Below are 22,124 nucleotides of genomic sequence, written 5' to 3'. Positions count from 1 at the left end.
TTTGAGGTTGCAGATGAAAGCTGACGTGGTTTGAATTTGATTTTCGAAGAGTATTATAGTCCCATTAAACGATAAGCCTGATCTCGTAGGTCCTTATCTGTTTCAAATAGACCACGAGCTACTGTCGTTAAGGTTGCAGTGCCTGGTTTTCTGACACCACGCATGCTCATACACATATGTTCTGCCTCAATGACAACAAAGGCTCCCTTAGCACCCAGATATTCCATCAAGGCATCGGCCACTTCGATATTCAAACGTTCTTGAATTTGTGGTTTCTTAGAATAAACTTCAACCGTACGGGCTAGCTTAGACAAGCCCGCCACACGACCATCTGGAATGTAGGCAATATGCGCTTTCCCATAAAATGGCAAAAAGTGGTGTTCACACATGGTGTGGAAAAAGATATCCTTTTCTACCACCATATTATCGTCGATAATCTCAAAGGATTTTGACAAATGTTCCTCCGCTGTTTGACCAAGACCTGAAAAAATCTCTTGGTACATACGAGCGACACGAGCAGGTGTTTCCTGCAAGCCCTCGCGATTAACGTCCTCTCCTACAGCCTCAATAATCATTTTTACAGCTGCTTCAATCTTTTGTGTATCCATTCTCGTTCTTCCTCTCCATCAGATAGGCTCTCACTTGGCTCAAGAAATACAAGGAACCTGTGACAATCCTAACTGTTTGTTTCTCTTCTTTTTTATCTGTAAATTTCTGCTCTAGAAAATCCTGCCAACCTTGGTAGCTGAGATTTCTAGACTTAGCTGCCTCTTTCAGCACGCTTTCATCAGTCGCCCGACTATCGTCAAAATGTGTCAGGGTAAGCTCGGTATCTGAGATTTCCTCCAACAAGTCCAACATATCTTCCAAGGCCTTGGTTTTGATGCAGGTAAAGAGGATTTCCTTATGATAATCCGCAAAGCGTTCTTGCAAGGTTGCTAATAAAGCCTTGATAGCATGGGGATTGTGGGCCCCATCCAAGATCATCAAGGGGTTCCTTGACACGACCTCCAGACGCCCCGACCATCTTGTTTCTTCCAGAGTTTGAGCAATCAAGATATTAGCTGGTAGCTCTCGACCATCTTCTTGACAAAAAGTATCAAGTAAAGCTAGAGCCATCCCAGCATTCTCTATCTGGTGCAAACCAAGCAGGCCAGTCTGGAAGCGACCTTGTCTGACAGCACTTGTATAGTCAAAGACCTCGCCTGTCACCACACTTTCTTGATGACGAACCTGATAATCTCTATCATATCTAATTCTCGGCGCATCTTTCCCTTCCGCAATGCGGTCAATCACAGCCAAAGCTTCTGGAGCGATACGACCTGACACCAAGGGAATTCCTTGTTTGATAATACCAGCTTTCTGCTCTGCTATAGCTTCCAAGGTATCACCAAGTAGGGCCACATGATCCAATCCAATGGTTGTAATTCCTGTCAAAATGGGCTGGCAGATATTGGTACTATCCAAGAGTCCCCCCATACCAACTTCCATGATGGCCACATCTACTTGCTCTGAGGCAAAGTAGTCATAGGCTATGGCTGTGATAATCTCAAACTCAGTTGTCCCCTGTAAATTAGCAGCCACTTCTCCTTCAAGCAAAGACTGATAGTCTGCCATAAGGGCTTCTAGTCTAGCCTCTGGGATAGATTCCCCATTGATGCTAATCTGGTCTGTGTAATGAATGAGATAGGGCGAGCTGAACACCCCAACTCTCAGCCCTATCTTTTCTAGCAGATTTTTCAAAAAAGCAATGGTAGACCCCTTGCCATTGGTCCCTCCGATATGGATGACCTTGAGTTTGAGATGGGGATTACCACGCAAAGCTAACAGTTCCACCATGCGTTCCAATCCAAAATGTGGTTGGTCCGTCCGGTAGTTGGCAATCCACTGGTTGTTTTCAATTTCTTTCATCTTATTTGTATTGTTTTAAATCTAGATTTTCCGCATCATCAGCTAGACGAATAGCGGAGGCAATTTCAACTGCCATCTTGTGACTAGCTACATCATGCACGCGCACCGCTTCCACACCTTGTCTCGCAGCGATACTGGTTACATGAGCCGAAGCCGTGTCCCGATTGCGGAAACCAAGTTCTATCTCAGGATTGACTTCAAAACCATTCTCTTCTAGGATATTGATAACAAACCGCTTACGCGAAACTCCAAGAAAGATTGGATAGCCTTTCTGATGGAGTTTATCCAAGTCCCGTAAAAGAAGCAGATTTTCTTTCTTGGTCAGACCAAAACCAATTCCCGGATCCAACATGATATTTTCTGAAGCAATACCAGCTTCGTCCGCTCTCGCTAATGCTCTGTCAAAGAAAGCCTCCATCAAGTCTTCGATTGGCAATGTTTCAAAGTCAGCTAACTCTTCCTCTGTAAAGGTTTGACCAAAGCCAAAATGAGGAAAGATGAGCGAGCTAGGGTGCTGAGGTCGAGCCATAACTGGATTAAACATGATAACCACTTGCGCTCTCGCTTCAGCTACCACATGAGCCATTTTTTCATCACCCATGAGACCAGTGATATCGTTAACCAGATTGGCACCAGCAGCCAAAGCAGCCTCTGCCACCTGACTCTTCCATGTATCGATAGAAATGAGGACATCACTTTCCTTGCGAATAGCTTTGATCACTGGAACAACACGCTGGATTTCCTCTTCTATCTCAACATAGCTACTGCCCGGTCGAGTCGATTCTCCACCGATATCTAGCATGCTCGCCCCTTCTGCTATCAATTTACGAGCCTGCTGGAGTGCCTGCTCAAGAGCAAAAAATTGACCACCATCCGAAAAGGAGTCTGGGGTTACATTAATAATTCCGCAAATAGCTGTCTTTGCATGATTGGCTGTACTTGACATATCGGTCACTCCCTCAAGGCTTTTCACCATATTATTTCTCTATTTTACCATAAAAAGAAAAAGATGGACACGATTGCATTCATCTTTCCCTAGTAGAAAGAGATTGGTTCCTACATGAAAACTTTCTAAACAGAAATCCCTAATGTCCGACTCATAATCACCACAAGAGCCAACAAACAGAAAGCCACCCCATTCACAATCATGTGAAGCAAGATAGACATTTCCAAACGTTGGGTCTTGTAAGCCGTCCAAGATAGAACGATCGACATACCTCCATAAATCAATAAAGAAGGTAAATTACTTGGTTGATGCAATAAAGCAAACACAATCGTACCAACTACAAATCCCAAGTTCTCCTTGCCTCGGAAAATCTTTTTAGGAATAATCCCACGGCACAAGATTTCCTCACAAATCGGAGCAAGCAAGGCTAGCAAGAAGAAACTGGAAATCAGAGAACTATGCTGAACCATATCGTTAATCTGAGACTGATTACTTGTTGTCGTCTCATTTGACAGTTGCAATAAAATGGAACCAAGTATATTTGAACCGATAATGACTAAATAACTCAAGCCCAAACGTGCCAAATCCTTAGCTCTAAAAAAAGAAAAATTAAAACTTGCTAACTGCGTTTTACGAGCTCCAATGATAAATAGCGCTAAAACCACAATTGAAATACCAGCAACTATCAGCCCTGACTGTAACAGTGGTACTTGATGTAAAGCTAAAATTGCAGTAACTGCTAAAGGAATTTGATATAAAATTGTCGCTAACAAAAAGACCAAAAGCCAACCTGCACGATTCAACAATTCTTTCCACATACTTTTCCCTTTCATCACCTATCTCCTTTGTATTAAAAAAGGGGGAAAATCCCCCTGGGTAATTCTATTATAGGGCCATGCTGATGTAGTTAAGGATAAACAAGGCATCCAAAATCCAAATCATGACATGAACATCTTTAGCTTGACCTTTGACAAGCTTAGTCAAAGTGTAAGTCAAGAAACCAACTGCAATCCCTTGAGTGATAGAGTAGCTGAAGCCCATAAAGATAGATGTGAAGAAGGCAGGAACTGCTTCAGACATATCATCCCAATGGATATTTTTCAAGCTAGCCAACATCATAATCCCAACGATAATCAAGATTGGAGCTGTAGCGGCTGTTGGTACAATCGCTAGAAGTGGGCTAAAAAAGCTTGAAATTGCAAAACAGATTGCCACAACCAAGGCTGTCAAACCAGTACGTCCACCTGCACCGATACCAGCAGCAGACTCAACATAAGTCGTTACGTTTGAAGTACCTGCGATGGCACCAATTGAAGTACCAATCAAGTCGGAGTAAAGAGCCTTGTCTAACTTAGCTGATTGATGATTTTCACCATTTGTCGCTACAATACCAACTTTTTCACCTGTACCGATCAAGGTACCAATCGTGTCAAAAATATCTGTCAATGAGAAGGCAAGAATGGCCATCAGAGTTTCAGGCAAGCGAGCTGTATCTGAAATCAAAGCTCCTAAACCTTCTGAACCAAGAGCTGCACCAAATACTGTCTTCAAATCTTCAAAAGCTGCACCAACATGATTATTAGCAAAATCGATACTAGACAAATCTACCAAACCAACTGCGATAGCAAGAACAGTTGTTGTCAAGATAGAGAGGATAATTCCCCCTTTAATCCCTTTGATGACAAAGAAGATCGTAATGGCAAGTCCTGCAAGAGCCACCAAAACAGCTGGATTATTAAAGCTGACCAAGCCTGGAACTGCTGAAGCATTTGCTGTAATCGCTGCTTGAGCTTTATCAGCCCCTTCTCCTGCAACCGTGTAGTTCCCTGGATCAATAGAGAATTTCAAAAGTCCAGCATTCTTAATTCCCACGTAGGCAAGAAAGACACCGATACCAGCTGAGATAGCTGAGCGAAGGGCATTTGGAATCGATTCAATGATCATTCTACGAACATTTGTCAAGGTAATAATCAATGAGATGACCCCACAAATGAAGACCATAGCCAAGGCTTCTTGCCATGAATAACCAAGTCCAAATACGACTGTAAAGGTAAAGAAGGCATTGAGTCCCATACCTGGCGCTTGAGCGTATGGCAGGTTAGCATAGAAGGCCATCATCAAGGTACCAGCAACTGCACCAATAATCGTTGCAAGGAACACACCCTGAGCAGGCATTCCTGTTTGCGAAAGAATTTGTGGGTTTACAAAGAGAATATAGCTCATTGCAAAGAAAGTTGTTAAACCAGCAAGAACCTCTGTACGAACGTCTGTACCGTTCTCTTTTAGTTTAAATAATTTGTCCATTATCAATCTCCTTTTAATTTTTACGAACAATAATAGAATTATATCATTTATCATTCACTTTTTCAATATCTTTGTTTGATTTATTTAAGAATTTGATGAAATTTCATTTTTTGTTTCGAATCTGCTTTTCTGCCTGCTTTCTGTTATAATAGTAGACATCTTATCTGAAAAGACACTAGAAAGGTCCCTATGACGAAAAAAATTATTGCTGTTGACCTGGATGGAACCCTGCTCAACTCAGACAGTCAAATTTCTGACTTTACCAAAGAAACCATTAAAAAAGTTTCTGAAAAAGGCCATCAGGTTATTATTACGACAGGTCGCCCTTACCGTATGTCAAAAGATTTTTACCGTGAGCTAGGCTTAGACACTCCTATGATTAACTTCAACGGTTCCCTCACTCATTTACCAGACCAAGTTTGGGACTTTGAAAAGTGTTTGACCGTAGACAAAAAATATCTGCTAGATATGGTTCGACGTTCAGAGGACATTCAAGCCGATTTTATCGCTGGAGAATATCGTAAAAAATTCTACATTACAAATCCGAATGAAGAAATTGCCAATCCCAAACTATTTGGTGTGGAAGCTTTCCAGCCTGAAGATCAATTCCAGCCTGAATTGGTGACCAAGGACCCTAACTGTATTCTGCTGCAGACCAGAGCCAGTGACAAGTATGCCCTTGCAAAAGAAATGAACGCCTTCTATCAGCATCAACTTTCTATTAATACTTGGGGTGGTCCGCTCAATATCCTTGAGTGTACCCCAAAAGGTGTCAACAAGGCCTTCGCCTTAGACTACTTGCTCAAGGTAATGAACCGTGACAAAAAAGATTTGATTGCTTTTGGAGATGAACACAATGATACCGAAATGCTCGCTTTTGCTGGGAAGAGCTATGCAATGAAAAATGCCAACCCAGAGCTACTCCCTTATGCCGATGAGCAAATTTCCCTGACAAATGACCAAGATGGGGTTGCCAAAACCCTGCAAGATTTATTCTTATAGTCCATTCTGACCAGCTTGCGAGCTGGTCTTTGTGCTCTTTTCACAGTCTCATCAACCGGTTAATCGATTGTTCGGTTTTTTACCTCCAAAACCTTGGAAAAGGGTTTGATTTGTGATATAATTCACATATAAATACAAGAGAGTTCGTCACACTCGACTCTGTTGAAGCATAATCAATCCAGTCCTGTTGTCCCTGTTCTCGGCCAATATCAAGGAGGATAGCTATGAAAGCTGTTGTTGTAAATCCAGAAAGCACTGGTGTTGCTGTTGAAGAAAAAGTACTCCGTCCACTTGAAACTAGAGAAGCACTTGTAGAAATTGAATACTGTTGTGTTTGCCACACTGATAATTTAATAGAAACCTATTTTAAAAGTTGGAATGCGCTTCCAACTTTTTTATATTAAATTTTTAAATAGGGATTCAAAAAAATCCCTCAAAAACTTAATATATCAACATTCACAAAGAAAGCCTTTTTATTTTTTTATGCTAAATAGTTGATTTTTATATGAAAACGGTTTATACTAATCTAGTCTTAAAGTTTTCTTAAACAATGAGCACAACATTTTATAAGGAGGAATGACAATAATGAGTATCGGAATCATTATTGCGAGCCACGGTGAATTCGCTGCAGGTATTCATCAATCAGGATCTATGATTTTTGGTGAACAAGAAAAGGTTCAAGTTGTAACCTTTATGCCAAATGAAGGTCCAGATGACCTATATGCTAAATTTAACAATGCTGTGGCTGCATTTGACGCAGAAGATGAGGTGCTAGTTTTGGCTGACCTTTGGAGTGGTTCTCCATTCAACCAAGCTAGTCGCGTGATGGGAGAAAATCCTGAGCGTAAATTTGCCATCATCACAGGACTTAACTTACCGATGTTAATTCAAGCCTACACAGAGCGCCTGATGGACGCTGCTGCAGGTGTAGAAAAAATCGCTGCGAATATTATCAAAGAAGCCAAAGATGGCATCAAAGCTCTTCCAGAAGAGCTAAACCCAGTTGAGGAAGTGGCAAGCGCCGCAGTTGCTCCAGTTGCCCAAGCCGCGATTCCAGAAGGAACTGTCATAGGAGATGGAAAACTCAAAATCAACCTTGCTCGCCTAGACACTCGTCTACTTCACGGTCAGGTTGCTACTGCTTGGACTCCAGATTCAAAAGCAGACCGTATCATCGTTGCTTCAGATAACGTTGCCAACGACGATCTTCGTAAAGAATTGATTAAACAAGCAGCTCCTAACGGAGTAAGAGCCAATGTTGTACCAATCCAAAAATTGATTGAGGTTTCAAAAGACCCACGTTTTGGAGAAACACATGCCCTTATCTTGTTTGAAACACCTCAAGACGCTCTTCGTGCCATCGAAGGTGGCGTGCCAATCAAGACACTTAACGTAGGATCAATGGCTCACTCAACAGGTAAAACAATGATTAATAATGTTTTGTCTATGGACAAAGAAGATGTTGCTACATTTGAAAAAATGCGTGACCTTGGTGTTGAATTTGACGTACGTAAAGTACCAAACGACACCAAAAAAGATTTGTTTGACTTGATTAACAAAGCCAACGTTCAATAATAGACATTGAGCTATCGAAGAATACTAAGAAAATTTTTCACTTTATTATACTTAAATAGAAAAGGAATAAAACCATGTCAGATATTTCAATTATTTCTGCTGTCTTGGTTGTAGTTGTTGCCTTCCTTGCAGGTCTTGAAGGTATCCTCGACCAATTCCAATTCCATCAACCAATCGTCGCATGTACCCTTATCGGACTTGCAACTGGTAACCTCGAAGCAGGGGTTATGCTTGGTGGATCACTTCAAATGATCGCCCTTGGTTGGGCAAACATCGGAGCTGCCGTAGCTCCTGACGCTGCTCTTGCATCTGTTGCCGCAGCAATCATCTTGATCAAAGGTGGTAACTTTACTACTGAAGGTATCGCCGTTGCAACAGCAACAGCTATCCCTCTTGCCGTAGCTGGACTTTTCTTGACTATGATTGTTCGTACAATCTCAGTTGGTTTGGTTCACACTGCTGATGCTGCTGCTAAAGAAGGAAATATTGCGGCTGTTGAGCGTGCTCACTTTATCGCGCTTCTTCTTCAAGGTCTTCGTATTGCTATCCCTGCAGCCTTCCTTATCGCTATCCCTGCTTCTGCCGTTCAAGACGCTCTTAAATTGATGCCAGACTGGTTGAACGGTGGTATGGCTGTTGGTGGTGCTATGGTCGTTGCCGTTGGTTACGCTATGGTTATCAACATGATGGCAACTCGTGAAGTATGGCCATTCTTCGCAATCGGTTTTGCTTTTGCTGCAATTTCTCAATTGACTTTGATTGCCCTTGGTGTAGTCGGTGTTGCCCTTGCCTTCATCTACCTTAACCTTTCAAAACAAGGTGGTAACGGTGGCGGCGGAGCTGCAACTTCTAACGACCCAATCGGTGATATCCTAGAAGACTACTAGAAAGGGGAACAATCATGACTGAAAAACTTCAATTATCAAAATCAGATCGTAAAAAAGTTTGGTGGCGTTCACAATTCCTTCAAGGTTCTTGGAACTACGAGCGTATGCAAAACTTGGGTTGGGCTTACTCATTGATTCCAGCTATCAAAAAATTGTACACTACTAAAGAAGACCAAGCTGCTGCTCTTGAGCGTCACCTTGAGTTCTTCAACACTCACCCATACGTAGCTGCTCCTATCATGGGGGTTACTCTTGCACTTGAAGAAGAACGTGCTAACGGTGTTGAAATCGACGACGCTGCTATCCAAGGGGTTAAAATCGGTATGATGGGACCTCTTGCAGGTATCGGTGACCCAGTATTCTGGTTTACAGTTCGTCCTATCCTTGGAGCTCTTGGTGCATCACTTGCTGCATCTGGTAACTTGGTTGGTCCACTTCTCTTCTTCTTCGGATGGAATGCGATCCGTATGGCCTTCCTATGGTACACACAAGAGTTTGGTTACAAGGCTGGATCTGAAATCACTAAAGACATGTCTGGTGGTATTTTGAAAGACATCACTAAAGGTGCTTCTATCCTTGGTATGTTCATCCTTGCTGTTCTTGTACAACGTTGGGTATCTATCAACTTCACTGTTAACCTTCCAGGTAAACAATTGGCTGAAGGTGCCTACATCAACTTCCCAGAAGGACCTGTATCAGGTGCTGAATTGAAAGGTATCCTTGGTCAAGCACTTGGTGGATTGAGCCTAGATAAGATTCAACCACAAACTCTTCAAGGTCAGTTGAATTCATTGATTCCAGGATTGATGGGACTTCTCCTTACTTTCCTTTGCATGTGGTTACTTAAGAAAAAAGTATCACCAATCTCAATCATCCTTGCACTCTTTGCAGTAGGTATCGCAGCTCGTTTCTTCGGCATCATGTAATCAAGCAACTTAAAAGGAACCAGGTTCTAAGCCTGATTCCTTTTTTCTATGCTTTTATACTCTTCGAAAATCTCTTCAAACCACGTCAGCGTCGCCTTACTGTACTTAAGTACAGCTTGCGGCTAGCTTCCTAGTTTGCTCTTTGATTTTCATTGAGTATTAACTTACAGGTCAAAATAGAAAGAAAATCACACCCCACACAAGTCCGCAAGCATAACCAACCAAGACATCCTTGGGATAATGCACGCCACCTAAGACTCTCACTAGACCTAGGAAGGCTGATAATGTCAAACAAATCATCCCCATAGTTAGACTAGCATGCAAGCAAGCCATAGAAATAATGGTTGCTGAAAAGACATGACGGCTGGGCATAGACTGACCAGGACTATCTCTGTCAAGCAGAGGTTTAATATCCCATTCCTCATAAGGCCTAGGAGCATTGATTTTCTTACGGAGAAAGGACAAAATCACAAAACCCAACGCAGGGACAAACAAGTAGATCCAGACCTGTTTCCCAAGTCCTTCTTGGAGATCGGTGGCGACTAACAAAGTCAGATAAACTATAGGCATAACTACTGTCATGAACCGATTGAAAGCTCTTAACAAGCTCAGAAGAAAGGGCTTATTTTTAATCTTACCAGCAACGTGTCCATACCATTCTTGATAATTTTTCATATATTTTTTCATCACTTACTCAAATTTTGCTTATAGGGAAGCACTCGTCTTCTAGTATAGTGCAGAAAAAGAAGGCCGTCAAGCCTTCTTTGGGTTTATTCTTCTGCTTCGTCTTCTGTAAACTGACTGTTATAGAGGTCAGCATAGAAGCCAGCTTGCTCCATTAGCTCATCATGACTGCCTTGCTCGATGATATTTCCATCTTTCATGACAAGAATCAAATCAGCATTTCGAATAGTAGACAAGCGGTGGGCGATGACAAAAGAAGTTCTTCCCTCCATCAATCGGTCCATAGCTTTCTGGATTAATTCCTCTGTACGGGTATCAACCGAAGAGGTCGCCTCATCTAGGATTAGGAGCGGCGCATCTTTCAGCAAAGCACGAGCAATGGTCAAGAGTTGTTTTTGTCCGACAGACAAGGTCACTGTATCATCCAAGACGGTATCGTAACCATCTGGTAGTGTCATGATAAAGTGGTGAATCCCTACAGCCTTGCTGGCTTCAATCACGCGCTCATCACTAATACCTGTTTGGTTATAGATAAGATTGTCTCGAATGCTCCCTTCAAAGAGCCAGGTATCCTGCAAGACCATTGAAAAGGCATCATGCACTTCCGAACGCTTCATATCCTTGGTATCCACGCCATCGATACGGATACTTCCCTTATCAATCTCATAGAACTTCATCAAAAGATTGACAATAGTTGTCTTACCAGCTCCGGTCGGCCCGACAATGGCAACCTTTTGACCTGCATGAGCGGTAGCAGAAAAGTCATGAATAATGGTTCGCTCTGGTGTATAACCAAAGGAGACTCGATCAAAGACCACTTGCCCTTTCATGTCGCTCAATTGTCTTTCTTTATGGGATTCATCTTCCATTTCCTCTTCACCTAAGAATTCGAAGACACGTCCCATGGCTGCGCTAGCCTGCTGAAGACTGGTAATCCCTTGAGCGATTTGTGAAAGGGGCTGAGAAAAGATACGAACGTAGGCCATAAAGGCAACGATAATCCCGATACTAATCTGCCCATTCAAGGCCAAGGCTGCACCGACGATAATCACTAAGGCATAGCTAAAGTTCCCAATAAACATCATGATCGGCATCATAATCCCTGAAATAAACTGAGATTTCCAGATACTGTCATACAGACGATGGTTTAAGATCGCAAATTCTTCTTTGGTGCTCTCGATAGCATTGTAACTGGTCACCACATTATGGCCAGAGTACATTTCCTCCACATAGCCATTTACAGCTGCCAAATCCTGTTGCTGACTCTTAAAGAAGCCCTGCGATTTGCCCATAAAGACGGACACGAAAGCAAAACCGATAAGAGTTGAAACAACCGTCACTAAGGCTAAAATCCAGTTCATCCCAAACATGGTCACCAAGACTGCCACGACCAGTAAAGTTGATGAAAGAACTGTTCCCAGACTTTGATTGAGGGACTGGGCTGCAGTGTCAACGTCATTGGTCACACGAGATAAGGTATCTCCTTGAGAATGTCCATCAAAATACCCCAATGGAAGACGATTAATTTTCTCTGCAATCGCTCTTCTCAAACGCTCTGAAAAACGTTGAATGGCTGTTGTAAACAGAAAGGCCTGCAAATAATTTGATAGAAGCCCAATTACATAGATGATGGCTAAAAAACCACCAATGGCCGCAACCGCCGCGACATCCACACTTGTTTCCAGACCACTGGCAATGATATTGGTCATTTCCTTGATACGGGTTGGACCATATACAGTAATGATATTGGATACGATTGTTGCTAGAAAAGCGATTAGAAGGGCAAACTGGAGACCTGCAAGGTAGGGTTTACTCTGTTTCCATAGAGATAGTTTTTTATTTTCCATGTTCCAATTCCTCCTTCGATAATTGTGAATAGGCAATTTCTTGGTAAACTTCGTTGGTAGCTAGAAGTTCTTTATGGGTGCCTTGTCCCACGACTTTTCCTTGATCCAAGACCAAAATCAAATCTGCATCCATAATCGTTGAAATACGCTGTGCGACGATGAGCTTGGTCATAGATTTTGTTTTCTCTGCTAGCTCTTGGCGTAGGACACGGTCTGTCTTGTAATCCAAGGCTGAGAAGGAGTCATCAAAGATGAGGATTTCTGGCTTCCGAGCCAAGGCACGCGCAATGGCTAGACGCTGTCTTTGTCCACCTGAGAAGTTGGTTCCTCCTTGGGCCACTTCTGACTCTAAGCCCGATTCCTTGTCTTCGATAAAATTCTTAGACTGGGCCAATTCCAGAGCTTGCCACATAGCCTGCTCACTAAGCGGTGTTTCTTGACTCTGTCCAAAGTCTAAATTGCCCTTGACATCACCTGAAAAGAGTACAGCTTTTTGTGGAATATAGCCGACCTTGTTACGCAAATCTTCCAAGGCATAATCTTGAACATTAACTCCGTCCACTAGAATTTCTCCTGCTGATACGTCATAAAAACGTGGAATCAGATTGACCAGAGTTGATTTACCAGAACCTGTTGAGCCGATAAAGGCAACTGTTTGGCCATCTTCTGCTCTAAAGCTAACATGCTCAATAACCGCCTCCGAATTTGCCGCATAGCGGAAGGTCACATCCTTAAACTCGACCTGACCTTTGAGATTTTCATCAGCCAGCTGCACTTGAGCAGGATTTTGGATAGAAGAATGCAAATCTAGAACCTGATTAATCCGCTTGGCAGAGACCATAGTTCGGGGAAGAACGATGAAGAGCGCCCCCATGAGAAGGAAGCCCATAACAACCTGCATGGCATAAGACATGAAAACAACCATGTCACTAAAGAGGGGCAGACGCGCTGTCGGAGCAGCATCGTTGATTACATAGGCTCCAATCCAGTAAATCGCCACACTCAAACCACTTGAAATCCCCATCATAATGGGATTCAAAATGGCCATGAGACGGTTGACAAACAAATTCAAGCGTGTCAGCTCATCATTTGCTGCTGCAAATTTTTCATCTTGGTACTCTTCAGCATTGTAGGCACGAACGACACGAATACCTGTTAAACTTTCACGAGTGATACTATTCAGTTTATCAGTCAAACTTTGAATCAAGGACTGTTTTGGAAAGGCTAGCGTCATCAAAACGGTTGTCATCAAAACATTGACAATCACTGCCACAAGTACAGCCCAAAGCCAGTATTCTGAATGACCTAAAATCTTCCCGATAGCCCAGATAGCCATAATCGGACCACGCGTAACCACTTGCAAGCCCATGGTGATCAGCATCTGAACTTGAGTAATATCATTAGTGGTACGAGTTAGGAGGCTGGGAATAGAGAATTTCTTAATCTCTGTCTGTGAGTAGTCTAAAACTCGGTTAAAAATATCACTTCTCAGCCTACTAGTGTAAGAAGCAGCCACTCTGGATGCAAAAAATCCAACTGCGACTGCGGACAAGAAGGCAAAAAAAGACATTCCGACCATCATACCTGCTGGTTGCCATAACTCATCCAAGTTGGTTCCTTGACTTCCCAGCAAATCCGTGATTTTAGAGATATAGGTCGGAACTTCCAACTCTAGATAGACTGAAAAGCAGGTAAAGAGAATGGCTAGTAAAATCATCCCCCATTCTTTTCTACTAATTCGTTTAGCTAATTTCTTCATTATTTCCTCCTATTCTCTTGATATTTTCCTGTAGTTGATTGAGGACTTTCTCAAAAATCAGTAATTCATCTTCATCAATGTCTGCCATCAACTGGTTGTCAATACGTTCAAAGAAGGCTTTAACCTGCTTCATTTGAGAACGCGATTTGTCCGTCAGACGAACAAACTTAGCCCGCTTATCAACAGGACTCGCCTCCAATTCCACCAAACCATTTTGCACCATGCGCTTGACTAGATTACTCGCCACAGACTTGGTAATATTGAGTTCCTGCTCGATATCTTTAATCAAGACCAAGTCTTGGTTTTCCTCACGGCTATCCAAAAAACGTACAACCTGGCCTTGAGGTCCACCCATAAATTCAATGCCACAACGCTTGGCTTCCTTTTGCACCATCAGATGAATCTGATGACCAAAACGCTTAAAGACCAACATCGGTTTATCCATACTAACTCCTTTCTAACTATCACATTTAGTTCTCCTAGGAACTAATTAAGTTTTCATGAGAACTATTTTACCACTTTGAAAAGAGATGTCAAGAAAAAAGTTTCCTAGAGAACTATTTTAGTTTAAATTGACATTAGGTAAGATTTTTTATATAATAAGCACTCACTACTGTGGATAGAAATCCATTCACTTAATAAAGGGAGAAAACTTTCAAATGAAACCAGAAGAACAAAGAGTTTTAGGAATCTTAGCAACCATTTTTGGAGCCATCGCACTTTTAGGATCCTGGATCCCGTTTATTAACTATCTATCGTTGTTTATCGCCATCGTCGCATTTATCTTGGGGATTATCGGTCTTATCGTCAACCTCAAAAAACGGAAAACAATGGCTATTATCGGGACATCCATGGCAATTGCCTCTGTTGTACTTTTCTTTACGACTCAGGTACTATACGCTGATGTCTACAAAGAGTATGCCAGGGAGTTTAACCGTTCCTACCTAGATACGAGTGCCTCAATGGAACGCGAAGAAAAAAGCGGCTCGACAGACGATACCTTCACCTGGACCCAAGAACAGTTCGACGCCTTAATCGAAGGTGACCTTGACAACAAAGGAAAAGGTGGTACCAACTACGAGGATATTATCAACAAACACGGACAGCCAGATTCCGAGTTTGACTTCACTCTTGGGGGTTACAATACGAAAAAAATCACCTATATCTCTATTGGAGACAAGATTAAGACTGTTACCTTAACTTTTGCAAAACAGGATAATGGAGAGCTCTTGCTCGTCCAAAAACATCAGTCGGTCTAAATCTAGAAAAAAGCAAGCAACAAAACGATTCTGAAACCTGAGTCTAAGTTCAAATATCAAAAAAACGAACAGCTAGTAAAACTGTTCGTTTTTCAATTAGAATCCGTCTACGTTTGTGTAGATTTTTTGAACGTCTTCGTCGTCTTCAAGAACGCTGTAAAGTTTTTCAAAGGTTTCAAGGTCATCACCTGACAATTCCACTTCTGACTGAGGAATCATTTCCAATTCTGTCACTTGGAATTCTTCGACACCTGACTCACGAAGGGCAACGATAGCCTTGTGAAGGTCAGTTGGAGCTGTGTAAACAGTAATTGTTCCTTCTTCTGCCTCTACATCGTCCACATCCACATCTGCTTCTAGCAATTGCTCAAAGACTGCGTCCGCATCTTCACCTGCAAATACGATAACACCCTTGTTGTCAAAGAGGTAAGAAACTGAACCTGAAGCACCCATGTTTCCACCATTTTTACCAAAAGCTGCACGGACATTGGCTGCTGTACGGTTAACGTTAGAAGTCAAGGTATCAACAATCAACATAGAACCATTTGGTCCAAAACCTTCGTAACGTCCTTCTGTAAAGGTTTCGTCTGTGTTTCCTTTTGCTTTATCAATCGCTTTATCGATAACGTGTTTTGGCACTTGGGCTTGTTTAGCACGGTCGATAACGAATTTCAAAGCAGTGTTTGATTCTGGGTCTGGATCACCTTTTTTAGCTGCTACATAGATTTCTACACCAAATTTTGCATATACTTTAGAGTTAGCTCCATCTTTAGCCGTTTTCTTGGCTACGATATTGGCCCATTTACGTCCCATTAGGAATCTCCTTTTTTCACATTTTAATCTTTCTTATTATAACACAAGTTTTTTCGATTTTCACTAGAGGAAATAGATTTTATTTAGCAAATACAGCTAGGATGATACTTTGGCTGCCAAGATGGCCTTACCTTCTTTTATCAAAGGATGACGGAATAGTGAGAAGTACAGTTGGATGGTCATGGCAACCCAGATAAGGGGTTCGCAGAGGATAACACCCTTATAGCCTGCCCAAGGAATAATCAAGACCACAAAAGCGATTTTCCCTATTAATTCAATAAAGCTGGAAACCAGAGGAAGGATCTTTTGTCCCAAGCCCTGCAAGCAATTGCGATAAATCAACAAAAGACTCAAAATAGGATAAAAAGCTGAGCTGATTTGCAGGTAGAGACTACCGTTTTCTACCAGGTTTCCATCCGTTGAACTGGCCAAGAAGGAAACCAAGGTAGGACTAGCCAAAAAGAGGAAGACACAAACAAAAACTGCCCAGGACATGCTTAGACGACTGCCGATTCGAAGACCTTGAATAATACGGTCTGGTCGCTTGGCCCCAAGATTCTGCGAAGCAAAGGTCGTCATCGAGGCAGAAATAGCAGTCATAGGAAGAAGGGCGAAGGCCATAATGCGTCGAGCGGCCGTCTGTGCACTTATAATCACTGCCCCAAAGGTATTAACAGAAGACTGTAAAATCACACTGCCAATAGACACAATGGAACTCATCAAGCCCATAGCCAAACCTTGCTCCAAAAGATCCGTGTACAAGGCCTTGTTCCATTTAAAATGTTTCAGTTGAGGGAGAAGTTCTGGAACACTCTTGCGAATATAGTAAAAACAGAGAACCGCTGACAACCCTTGTGAAATAATAGTAGCAAGTCCTGCGGATTGAACTCCCATATGCAGTTGCGTAATGAAATAGAGATCCAGAACCACATTGACCAAGGCAGAGAAAATCAGAAAGCCAAGCGCTGCTAGACTGTCCCCAATGGACCGCAACAAGCCTGCAAAAAGATTATAGGCAAAACTGACACCTACACAAGTCACAATCATAGAAATATATTGATAGGACTGAGGGAGGATTTCTGCAGGTGTATCCAGATATTGCAAGAGAGGATACAAACCAAGAAAGCCCAGTAGCATCACTACAATACTCAAAAGAGCACCTAAAATCCAAGTGGCTGCTACTGCTTCCTTGATTTTAGTGAAATTCCGAGCCCCGTAATAACGGGCAATGACAATTCCCATTCCATTGCCAACACCAAGTGTAAAGCCTATAATCAAGTCAAAAATGGCAGTTGTCGCCCCAACCGCAGCCAAAGAATCTTGTCCAAGAAAACGCCCAACAATCAAGACATCAGCAGTGTTATAGAGCTGTTGGAAAATATTGGACAGCAAAATTGGAAAGGCAAAACTCAAAAGCGAGGGGAGAATAGGACCATGAATCAAGTCCACTGTTCGTTTTTTATTCATAAGGCTATTATATCAGCTTTCTAGAGGAGCGACAAGAAACAGCAAACTATGCATGAGCTGAGAACCAGAGCAAATCAACGAAAAAGCAGTGGATTTACTCCACTACTTTAATAGCTTATTCTTCAATTTCGATTTCAAGTTCGTCGCCTAGGTCAAGTGTCACTTCTTCATTCATAGAATCTGCTTGGACTGCGTCATCTTTTTTAGTTTCAACACCTTCTACAGAAGCTTCTTCTCCATCAATCAAACCAAATTGAACACGGACTTGATGGTCAATTTCATCAAAGATTTCTGGGTGATCTGCCAAGTATTTCTTAGCATTTTCAGACCCTTGCCCGATTTTCTCATCCTTGTAAGAGTACCAAGCTCCTGCTTTTTTGATGATATCTAAATCGCTTGCAATCTTCAAAAGCTCACCGGTCTTAGAAATCCCTTCTCCGTACATGATTTCAACGAAGGCTTCCTTAAATGGTGGAGCCACCTTGTTTTTCACGACCTTAATCTTAGTTTCCTTACCGACATTGGTGTCTTTCTGGTCACCAGTTCCCTTGATTTGCGTGCTTCCACGAACATCCAAACGCACTGATGCATAGAATTTCAGAGCACGTCCACCAGGAGTTGTTTCTGGATTTCCAAACATGACCCCAACTTTTTCACGCAATTGGTTGATAAAGATAGCAATTGTTTTGGTTTTATTGATAGAAGCACCAAGTTTACGCATAGCCTGGCTCATCATACGAGCCTGCAAACCAACGTGGCTATCTCCGATATCTCCATCAATTTCCGCACGAGGGACAAGGGCCGCAACTGAGTCGACTACGACAAGGTCAACTGCACCTGAGTCAATCAATTTCCCTGCAATCTCAAGACCTTGCTCTCCTGAGTCTGGTTGAGACAAGAGCAATTCGTCAATGTTGACCCCAAGAGCCGCAGCATAAGCTGGATCGAGGGCATGTTCCGCATCGATAAAGGCTGCAATCCCACCTTCTTTTTGCGCTTGTGCAACTGCATGAAGGGCAACCGTTGTCTTACCAGATGACTCCGGCCCATAGATTTCGATGATACGTCCCTTAGGATAACCACCTGAACCAAGGGCAATATCAAGAGCTAAAGAACCTGAGCTCATCACTTGCACCTTTTGCTCTGCACGTTCACCCAAACGCATGATTGAACCTTTACCAAAGTCTTTCTCAATCAATTTAAGAGCATCATTCAAGGCTTTTTCACGTTCAGCCCCGAATTTTTTCGAAATTTCATCTAATTTTTTTGGTTTTTTCGCCATTCTATTCTCCTACATTCTAATGGTCCTCAGACCTATCTACTATTATATCAAAAGTTAATCACTTAATAAAGCCTTGCGAACTAGGTTAAAGGCATGCATAACCGCAATGTGGCGTACATCTGCTCGACTTCTGCCTCCAATATTCACCTTGATGACCTCAGTTCCTTGTTCCTGAGCCAAGCCTATAAAGACTGTCCCAGCTGGGTGCCCTTCTAGGATATCTGGCCCTGCCACTCCAGTCAAACTAAGGCCAAAATCAGACTGGGTCTTGCTTCGTGCCTGCTCAGCCATCTTCTGAGCTGTAAATTCAGACACCACACCATGCTCTTCCAAATCCTTGACAGGAATATCCAACATCTTTGATTTTTCCTCCAAGCTATAGGTCACAAAACCACCCTTAAATATACTTGAAGCTCCTGAAAAATCTGCTACATTGGCTTGGAAAAGTCCTGCCGTCAAACTCTCTGCTGCCGTAATGGTTTTCCCTTGCTTTTTCAGTTCTTCTACCACAATGCTAGCTAAACTAGTTTCTTCCCCATAACCGTAGCAAAGTTCTCGTAAAGAAAGACCTTCAAAGGTTTGGCGACCTAATATTTGATTTTCCAAGATATCCAGCGCATGATTCGCCTCTTCTTGACTACCAGATTTTGTTGACAGACGTAGAGTGACTTCTCCTGTCTTGGCATAAGGTGCCAAGGTCGGATCTGTTTGATTGTCAATCAAATCAGCCAAAATGGTCACCAGCTGACTTTCGCCAATTCCAAAGAAACGAAGAACTCGGGAATACAGCTTGCTCCCTGTCATCAACTTAGGTAGAAGTTGATTTAAGACCATGGGTTTCAATTCACTTGGTGGACCTGGAAGGACGACGTAGGTCACTCCTTCGGCCTCTAACATCCCCCCCACAGCCAGTCCTGTTTCGTTGGGCAGCGGAGTCGCTCCTTCTACAAGTTGAGCTTGTCTTTCGTTATTCGGTGTTCGGGCATAGTCTGGTCGCTGGGCAAAAAAGACATCCAACTTCTCCTGAGCCTGAGGATCGAAGACTAATTCTTTCCCTAAAAATTTAGCCAGAGTTTGTTTGGTCAAATCGTCCTCAGTTGGCCCTAAACCACCTGTCAAAATCACCAAACTGCTACGTTGACTGGCAATTTCAAGCAAAGACAAGAGACGAGCTTCATTGTCTCCTACAGCCGTCTGAAAATATACGTCTACCCCAATCTCTGCTAGTTTTTCTGATAAAAACTGAGCATTGGTATTGACAATCTGTCCTGTCAAAATCTCTGTTCCAACAGCAATAATTTCTGCTTTCATGTTTCCTCCTACCTATCTATTCGTGTTTTTTTGAAAAAATCGCAGGAAATTTCCCACGATTGATTTTTTTATTTATAGTAAGAAAGTTAATTGTCTTCGTCACCAACAGGTGTTCGTCCAAATAAATCTTCAAATAAGACAACATTTGTTTCAAGCTGAGTGACTTCTTCTTGTCCCAAAGAACGTCTCAAAAGATTCTGCATTTCCAACATATGGTTTCTTGTAACAATTTGATAAGAAACGCCTTGTAGCATCTCCCCTTCACCCTTCAACTGTTGTGTTTCAATGGTTTTAAATGAATCTTTGTAGCCCAATAAGCTTGGAATACTTTTTGCAGATAAATCGATATTAGTCTGCATATTAGTACTTAGGGCTTTTAAGATAGACTGATAGTGACTGATACTATTTAAACTAAGAACTTTTTCAACAACTTTTTGAATGACTTCACGCTGACGCTTTTGACGACCATAGTCTCCTTCTGGGTCTTGATAACGCATGCGTGAATAAACAAGTGCTTCTTCTCCATTTATTGTCTGCTCTCCAACACCGATAGAAATGGTGTTAAATTCTTCTTGGTCACTGATAGAGATTGGGAAACCTAGTGTATTATTAACCGTAATACCTCCAACTGCATCGACCAATTGTTGCAATCCTTGCATATTGACCATAATATAACGATCAATATGGAGGTTCATCATCTTTTGAATTGTTTCTATCGCAAGTTCTGCTCCACCACCAGCATAAGCTGCATTAAGTTTCGCTTCTTCAATACTACCATCTTTACGTTGAATTTTAGTCAGGATATCACGTTCCAAACTCATCATCGTCGTTTTCTTTGTGTGAGGATTGACAGTCAGCAAAATCATACTGTCACTATTTCCAGCCCATTGGTCTGTACGCTCTACGTTCCCAGTATCAACCCCCATCAACAGAATGGTCAAAGGCTCTGTTGCTTCAATAACCTTGGTTTCTTCTCCTATTTTTTTATAGGTTTTTGCCAAAGTCTCTGTACCTTGCTGATAAATAGTATAAGCAAAAACACCGACACCCAAAACTGTCACAGCTAGAAAAGCTAATACCATTCCAATAATTTTTTTAACCATATTTCTACTAATCTATCAGTTTACCCATCAAGTAAACATCGATAAATTTCCCTTCTTCTATATATGCTCCACGCTCTTGGCGACCTTCAGTTATAAAGCCATGCTTTTGATAAAGATGAACTGCTGCTTGATTACGAGTTTGGACAGTCAATTGGAGACGACGCAGAATACCACTTGCTTGTGCCCACTCTATCGCTTCTTCTATCAACAAACTTCCCAATCCATTATTCCAATATCTTTTTCCAATCACAATGAAGAGATCTCCAATATGACGGACTCTCTTGCGCTGGTCAGCTGTAATATTTACAATACCAGCAATTTTATCATTTAAGAATGCAAGTAAGGTTATCTGATTGTCCGAACTAGCTTGCTTGTTGAGGAATACTTCCATCTCCTCACTGGTCAAGAGAATACCATCTCCGTCTAAGCTGGTAAAATCTGTCTCCAAACTCACACAATTTAAAAACGTCACTAATTCAGCTGCATCTTCAGCTTCTGCTTCTCTAATGAGCAATTCATACTCCATATTGAAGCTCCTCTAAGAGTTCTTCTGCACGCAAACCCTTTGCTTGGAAATGTAGTCTGCGACCGTCTTCTTCTGTTAGAATTTCCAATTCTAAATAAGTATCTGGTAAAGCATCACCTAAAAGATGCCCCCACTCAATAACAGTCACGCCTCCACCAAAGAGAAATTCATCCAAATCAATGGAATCCGCATCTCCCTCAATACGATAAACATCTAAATGGTAAAGGGGAAGACGACCTTCATACTCTCTTACGATAGTGTAGGTTGGACTCTTAATCATCTGAGTAATCTGCAATCCCTTAGCAAGGCCTTTTGTAAAGGTCGTTTTGCCTGCTCCAAGTTCTCCAGTTAAGATTAAAACATCATTCTTTTCTAATAGATGACCCAAACGCTCCCCTAAGACTTGTAGCTCTTCTTCATTTTTTGTGTACATATTCTTATTATACCAAAAACTTTTCTTTTGTGTCTATTTTCCTGCTAAACTTATGCTCAATGAAAATAAAAGAGCAAACTAGGAAGCTA

The 22,124-nt window shown here is 42.0% G+C and carries 20 protein-coding genes and 2 pseudogenes; 6 read left to right on the top strand and 16 right to left on the bottom strand.

What is annotated here, in order from left to right; genetic code table 11:
* Nucleotides 1–53: 53 nt before the first annotated feature.
* From folE to HT717_RS07940, 5 genes are all read right to left on the bottom strand, one after another.
* Complete coding sequence (folE, locus tag HT717_RS07960) at nt 54–608, bottom strand: GTP cyclohydrolase I FolE (RefSeq protein WP_049541070.1); 555 nt, start codon at nt 606–608, stop codon at nt 54–56.
* Nucleotides 589–1,911: a folylpolyglutamate synthase/dihydrofolate synthase family protein gene (locus HT717_RS07955; protein WP_049541072.1), complete on the bottom strand. Its 1,323-nt coding sequence runs from the start codon at nt 1,909–1,911 to the stop codon at nt 589–591. Before HT717_RS07955 ends, folE begins: the two co-directional genes overlap by 20 nt.
* A 1-nt stretch (nt 1,912) precedes the next feature.
* A complete protein-coding gene (gene folP / locus HT717_RS07950; RefSeq protein ID WP_049541074.1) occupies nt 1,913–2,887 on the bottom strand; it encodes a dihydropteroate synthase in 975 nt (324 codons plus the stop codon).
* 95 nt (nt 2,888–2,982) lie between these two features.
* A complete protein-coding gene (locus HT717_RS07945) occupies nt 2,983–3,690 on the bottom strand; it encodes a CPBP family intramembrane glutamic endopeptidase (protein ID WP_049541076.1) in 708 nt (235 codons plus the stop codon).
* 52 nt (nt 3,691–3,742) lie between these two features.
* A complete protein-coding gene (locus HT717_RS07940) occupies nt 3,743–5,161 on the bottom strand; it encodes an NCS2 family permease (protein WP_049541078.1) in 1,419 nt (472 codons plus the stop codon).
* Between the two features lie 189 nt (nt 5,162–5,350).
* On the opposite strand from HT717_RS07940, the gene HT717_RS07935 reads away from it, so the two are divergent.
* The 5 genes and pseudogenes from HT717_RS07935 (at nt 5,351) to HT717_RS07915 (ending at nt 9,551) form a co-directional block, all read left to right on the top strand.
* On the top strand, nt 5,351–6,163 hold the full coding sequence (locus tag HT717_RS07935) for a Cof-type HAD-IIB family hydrolase (protein ID WP_049541079.1): 813 nt from the start codon (nt 5,351–5,353) through the stop codon (nt 6,161–6,163).
* Between the two features lie 224 nt (nt 6,164–6,387).
* Nucleotides 6,388–6,510 (top strand): annotated as a pseudogene (gene adhP, locus HT717_RS07930) (alcohol dehydrogenase AdhP); the annotation flags it as partial.
* A 238-nt stretch (nt 6,511–6,748) separates the two neighbouring features.
* Nucleotides 6,749–7,738: a PTS sugar transporter subunit IIB gene (locus tag HT717_RS07925; protein WP_049541083.1), complete on the top strand. Its 990-nt coding sequence runs from the start codon at nt 6,749–6,751 to the stop codon at nt 7,736–7,738.
* 74 nt (nt 7,739–7,812) lie between these two features.
* Nucleotides 7,813–8,625 (top strand): PTS mannose/fructose/sorbose transporter subunit IIC, encoded by an 813-nt coding sequence (locus tag HT717_RS07920; RefSeq protein ID WP_001280328.1) that lies wholly within the window; start codon nt 7,813–7,815, stop codon nt 8,623–8,625.
* 14 nt (nt 8,626–8,639) lie between these two features.
* Entirely contained in the window at nt 8,640–9,551 is a 912-nt protein-coding gene (locus HT717_RS07915; protein WP_000136858.1) for a PTS system mannose/fructose/sorbose family transporter subunit IID, read from the top strand.
* A gap of 171 nt (nt 9,552–9,722) precedes the next feature.
* Here the strand turns inward: HT717_RS07915 and HT717_RS07910 are convergent, their stop codons facing one another.
* The 4 genes from HT717_RS07910 to HT717_RS07895 all read right to left on the bottom strand — a co-directional run bounded on the left by HT717_RS07910 (nt 9,723) and on the right by HT717_RS07895 (nt 14,286).
* Nucleotides 9,723–10,226 carry a phosphatase PAP2 family protein gene (locus HT717_RS07910; protein ID WP_049540713.1) on the bottom strand — a complete coding sequence of 168 codons (504 nt, stop codon included), beginning with the start codon at nt 10,224–10,226 and terminating at the stop codon, nt 9,723–9,725.
* Nucleotides 10,227–10,321: 95 nt separating this feature from the next.
* Nucleotides 10,322–12,082: an ABC transporter ATP-binding protein gene (locus HT717_RS07905; RefSeq protein ID WP_049540711.1), complete on the bottom strand. Its 1,761-nt coding sequence runs from the start codon at nt 12,080–12,082 to the stop codon at nt 10,322–10,324.
* A complete protein-coding gene (locus HT717_RS07900; protein WP_049540709.1) occupies nt 12,072–13,841 on the bottom strand; it encodes an ABC transporter ATP-binding protein in 1,770 nt (589 codons plus the stop codon). The genes HT717_RS07905 and HT717_RS07900 overlap by 11 nt, the downstream gene beginning before the upstream one ends.
* Nucleotides 13,825–14,286, bottom strand: coding sequence for a MarR family winged helix-turn-helix transcriptional regulator (locus HT717_RS07895; protein WP_049540707.1), 462 nt, complete (start codon nt 14,284–14,286; stop codon nt 13,825–13,827). Before HT717_RS07895 ends, HT717_RS07900 begins: the two co-directional genes overlap by 17 nt.
* A 214-nt stretch (nt 14,287–14,500) precedes the next feature.
* On the opposite strand from HT717_RS07895, the pseudogene HT717_RS07890 reads away from it, so the two are divergent.
* A pseudogene (locus tag HT717_RS07890) lies at nt 14,501–15,141 on the top strand (DUF308 domain-containing protein).
* 55 nt (nt 15,142–15,196) lie between these two features.
* Here the strand turns inward: HT717_RS07890 and HT717_RS07885 are convergent.
* The 7 genes from HT717_RS07885 to tsaE form a co-directional block, all read right to left on the bottom strand.
* The gene (locus HT717_RS07885) at nt 15,197–15,913 is read right to left on the bottom strand and encodes a YebC/PmpR family DNA-binding transcriptional regulator (protein WP_049524687.1); all 717 of its coding nucleotides are present in this window, start codon (nt 15,911–15,913) and stop codon (nt 15,197–15,199) included.
* Between the two features lie 96 nt (nt 15,914–16,009).
* Complete coding sequence (locus HT717_RS07880; protein ID WP_049540706.1) at nt 16,010–17,380, bottom strand: MATE family efflux transporter; 1,371 nt, start codon at nt 17,378–17,380, stop codon at nt 16,010–16,012.
* 115 nt (nt 17,381–17,495) lie between these two features.
* Nucleotides 17,496–18,662, bottom strand: a complete 1,167-nt coding sequence (gene recA / locus HT717_RS07875) for a recombinase RecA (RefSeq protein WP_049540704.1) — start codon at nt 18,660–18,662, stop codon at nt 17,496–17,498.
* Between the two features lie 54 nt (nt 18,663–18,716).
* Nucleotides 18,717–19,973: a competence/damage-inducible protein A gene (locus HT717_RS07870; protein ID WP_049540702.1), complete on the bottom strand. Its 1,257-nt coding sequence runs from the start codon at nt 19,971–19,973 to the stop codon at nt 18,717–18,719.
* A gap of 86 nt (nt 19,974–20,059) precedes the next feature.
* Complete coding sequence (locus HT717_RS07865) at nt 20,060–21,076, bottom strand: LCP family protein (RefSeq protein ID WP_033680770.1); 1,017 nt, start codon at nt 21,074–21,076, stop codon at nt 20,060–20,062.
* A 7-nt stretch (nt 21,077–21,083) separates the two neighbouring features.
* Nucleotides 21,084–21,602, bottom strand: a complete 519-nt coding sequence (locus HT717_RS07860; RefSeq protein WP_049540700.1) for a GNAT family N-acetyltransferase — start codon at nt 21,600–21,602, stop codon at nt 21,084–21,086.
* Nucleotides 21,592–22,035: a tRNA (adenosine(37)-N6)-threonylcarbamoyltransferase complex ATPase subunit type 1 TsaE gene (gene tsaE, locus HT717_RS07855; protein ID WP_049540699.1), complete on the bottom strand. Its 444-nt coding sequence runs from the start codon at nt 22,033–22,035 to the stop codon at nt 21,592–21,594. The genes HT717_RS07860 and tsaE overlap by 11 nt, the downstream gene beginning before the upstream one ends.
* Nucleotides 22,036–22,124: the final 89 nt, after the last annotated feature.

The sequence above is a fragment of the Streptococcus sp. 959 genome (assembly GCF_013277075.1).
In the GTDB taxonomy this organism is placed as follows: Bacteria; Bacillota; Bacilli; order Lactobacillales; family Streptococcaceae; genus Streptococcus; species Streptococcus pseudopneumoniae_C.
This window is presented reverse-complemented; position numbering and strand designations above follow the sequence as displayed.

Bases quoted from the DNA above. Each gene is read 5' to 3' on its own strand.
- HT717_RS07865 (WP_033680770.1), bottom strand. From the start codon at position 21,076: ATGGTTAAAAAAATTATTGGAATGGTATTAGCTTTTCTAGCTGTGACA.
- folE (WP_049541070.1), bottom strand. From the start codon at position 608: ATGGATACACAAAAGATTGAAGCAGCTGTAAAAATGATTATTGAGGCT.
- HT717_RS07945 (WP_049541076.1), bottom strand. From the start codon at position 3,690: ATGAAAGGGAAAAGTATGTGGAAAGAATTGTTGAATCGTGCAGGTTGG.
- HT717_RS07915 (WP_000136858.1), top strand. From the start codon at position 8,640: ATGACTGAAAAACTTCAATTATCAAAATCAGATCGTAAAAAAGTTTGG.
- HT717_RS07860 (WP_049540700.1), bottom strand. From the start codon at position 21,602: ATGGAGTATGAATTGCTCATTAGAGAAGCAGAAGCTGAAGATGCAGCT.
- HT717_RS07885 (WP_049524687.1), bottom strand. From the start codon at position 15,913: ATGGGACGTAAATGGGCCAATATCGTAGCCAAGAAAACGGCTAAAGAT.
- HT717_RS07955 (WP_049541072.1), bottom strand. From the start codon at position 1,911: ATGAAAGAAATTGAAAACAACCAGTGGATTGCCAACTACCGGACGGAC.
- tsaE (WP_049540699.1), bottom strand. From the start codon at position 22,035: ATGTACACAAAAAATGAAGAAGAGCTACAAGTCTTAGGGGAGCGTTTG.
- folP (WP_049541074.1), bottom strand. From the start codon at position 2,887: ATGGTGAAAAGCCTTGAGGGAGTGACCGATATGTCAAGTACAGCCAAT.
- HT717_RS07910 (WP_049540713.1), bottom strand. From the start codon at position 10,226: ATGAAAAATTATCAAGAATGGTATGGACACGTTGCTGGTAAGATTAAA.
- HT717_RS07900 (WP_049540709.1), bottom strand. From the start codon at position 13,841: ATGAAGAAATTAGCTAAACGAATTAGTAGAAAAGAATGGGGGATGATT.
- HT717_RS07895 (WP_049540707.1), bottom strand. From the start codon at position 14,286: ATGGATAAACCGATGTTGGTCTTTAAGCGTTTTGGTCATCAGATTCAT.
- HT717_RS07880 (WP_049540706.1), bottom strand. From the start codon at position 17,380: ATGAATAAAAAACGAACAGTGGACTTGATTCATGGTCCTATTCTCCCC.
- HT717_RS07925 (WP_049541083.1), top strand. From the start codon at position 6,749: ATGAGTATCGGAATCATTATTGCGAGCCACGGTGAATTCGCTGCAGGT.
- HT717_RS07935 (WP_049541079.1), top strand. From the start codon at position 5,351: ATGACGAAAAAAATTATTGCTGTTGACCTGGATGGAACCCTGCTCAAC.
- recA (WP_049540704.1), bottom strand. From the start codon at position 18,662: ATGGCGAAAAAACCAAAAAAATTAGATGAAATTTCGAAAAAATTCGGG.
- HT717_RS07920 (WP_001280328.1), top strand. From the start codon at position 7,813: ATGTCAGATATTTCAATTATTTCTGCTGTCTTGGTTGTAGTTGTTGCC.
- HT717_RS07905 (WP_049540711.1), bottom strand. From the start codon at position 12,082: ATGGAAAATAAAAAACTATCTCTATGGAAACAGAGTAAACCCTACCTT.
- HT717_RS07870 (WP_049540702.1), bottom strand. From the start codon at position 19,973: ATGAAAGCAGAAATTATTGCTGTTGGAACAGAGATTTTGACAGGACAG.
- HT717_RS07940 (WP_049541078.1), bottom strand. From the start codon at position 5,161: ATGGACAAATTATTTAAACTAAAAGAGAACGGTACAGACGTTCGTACA.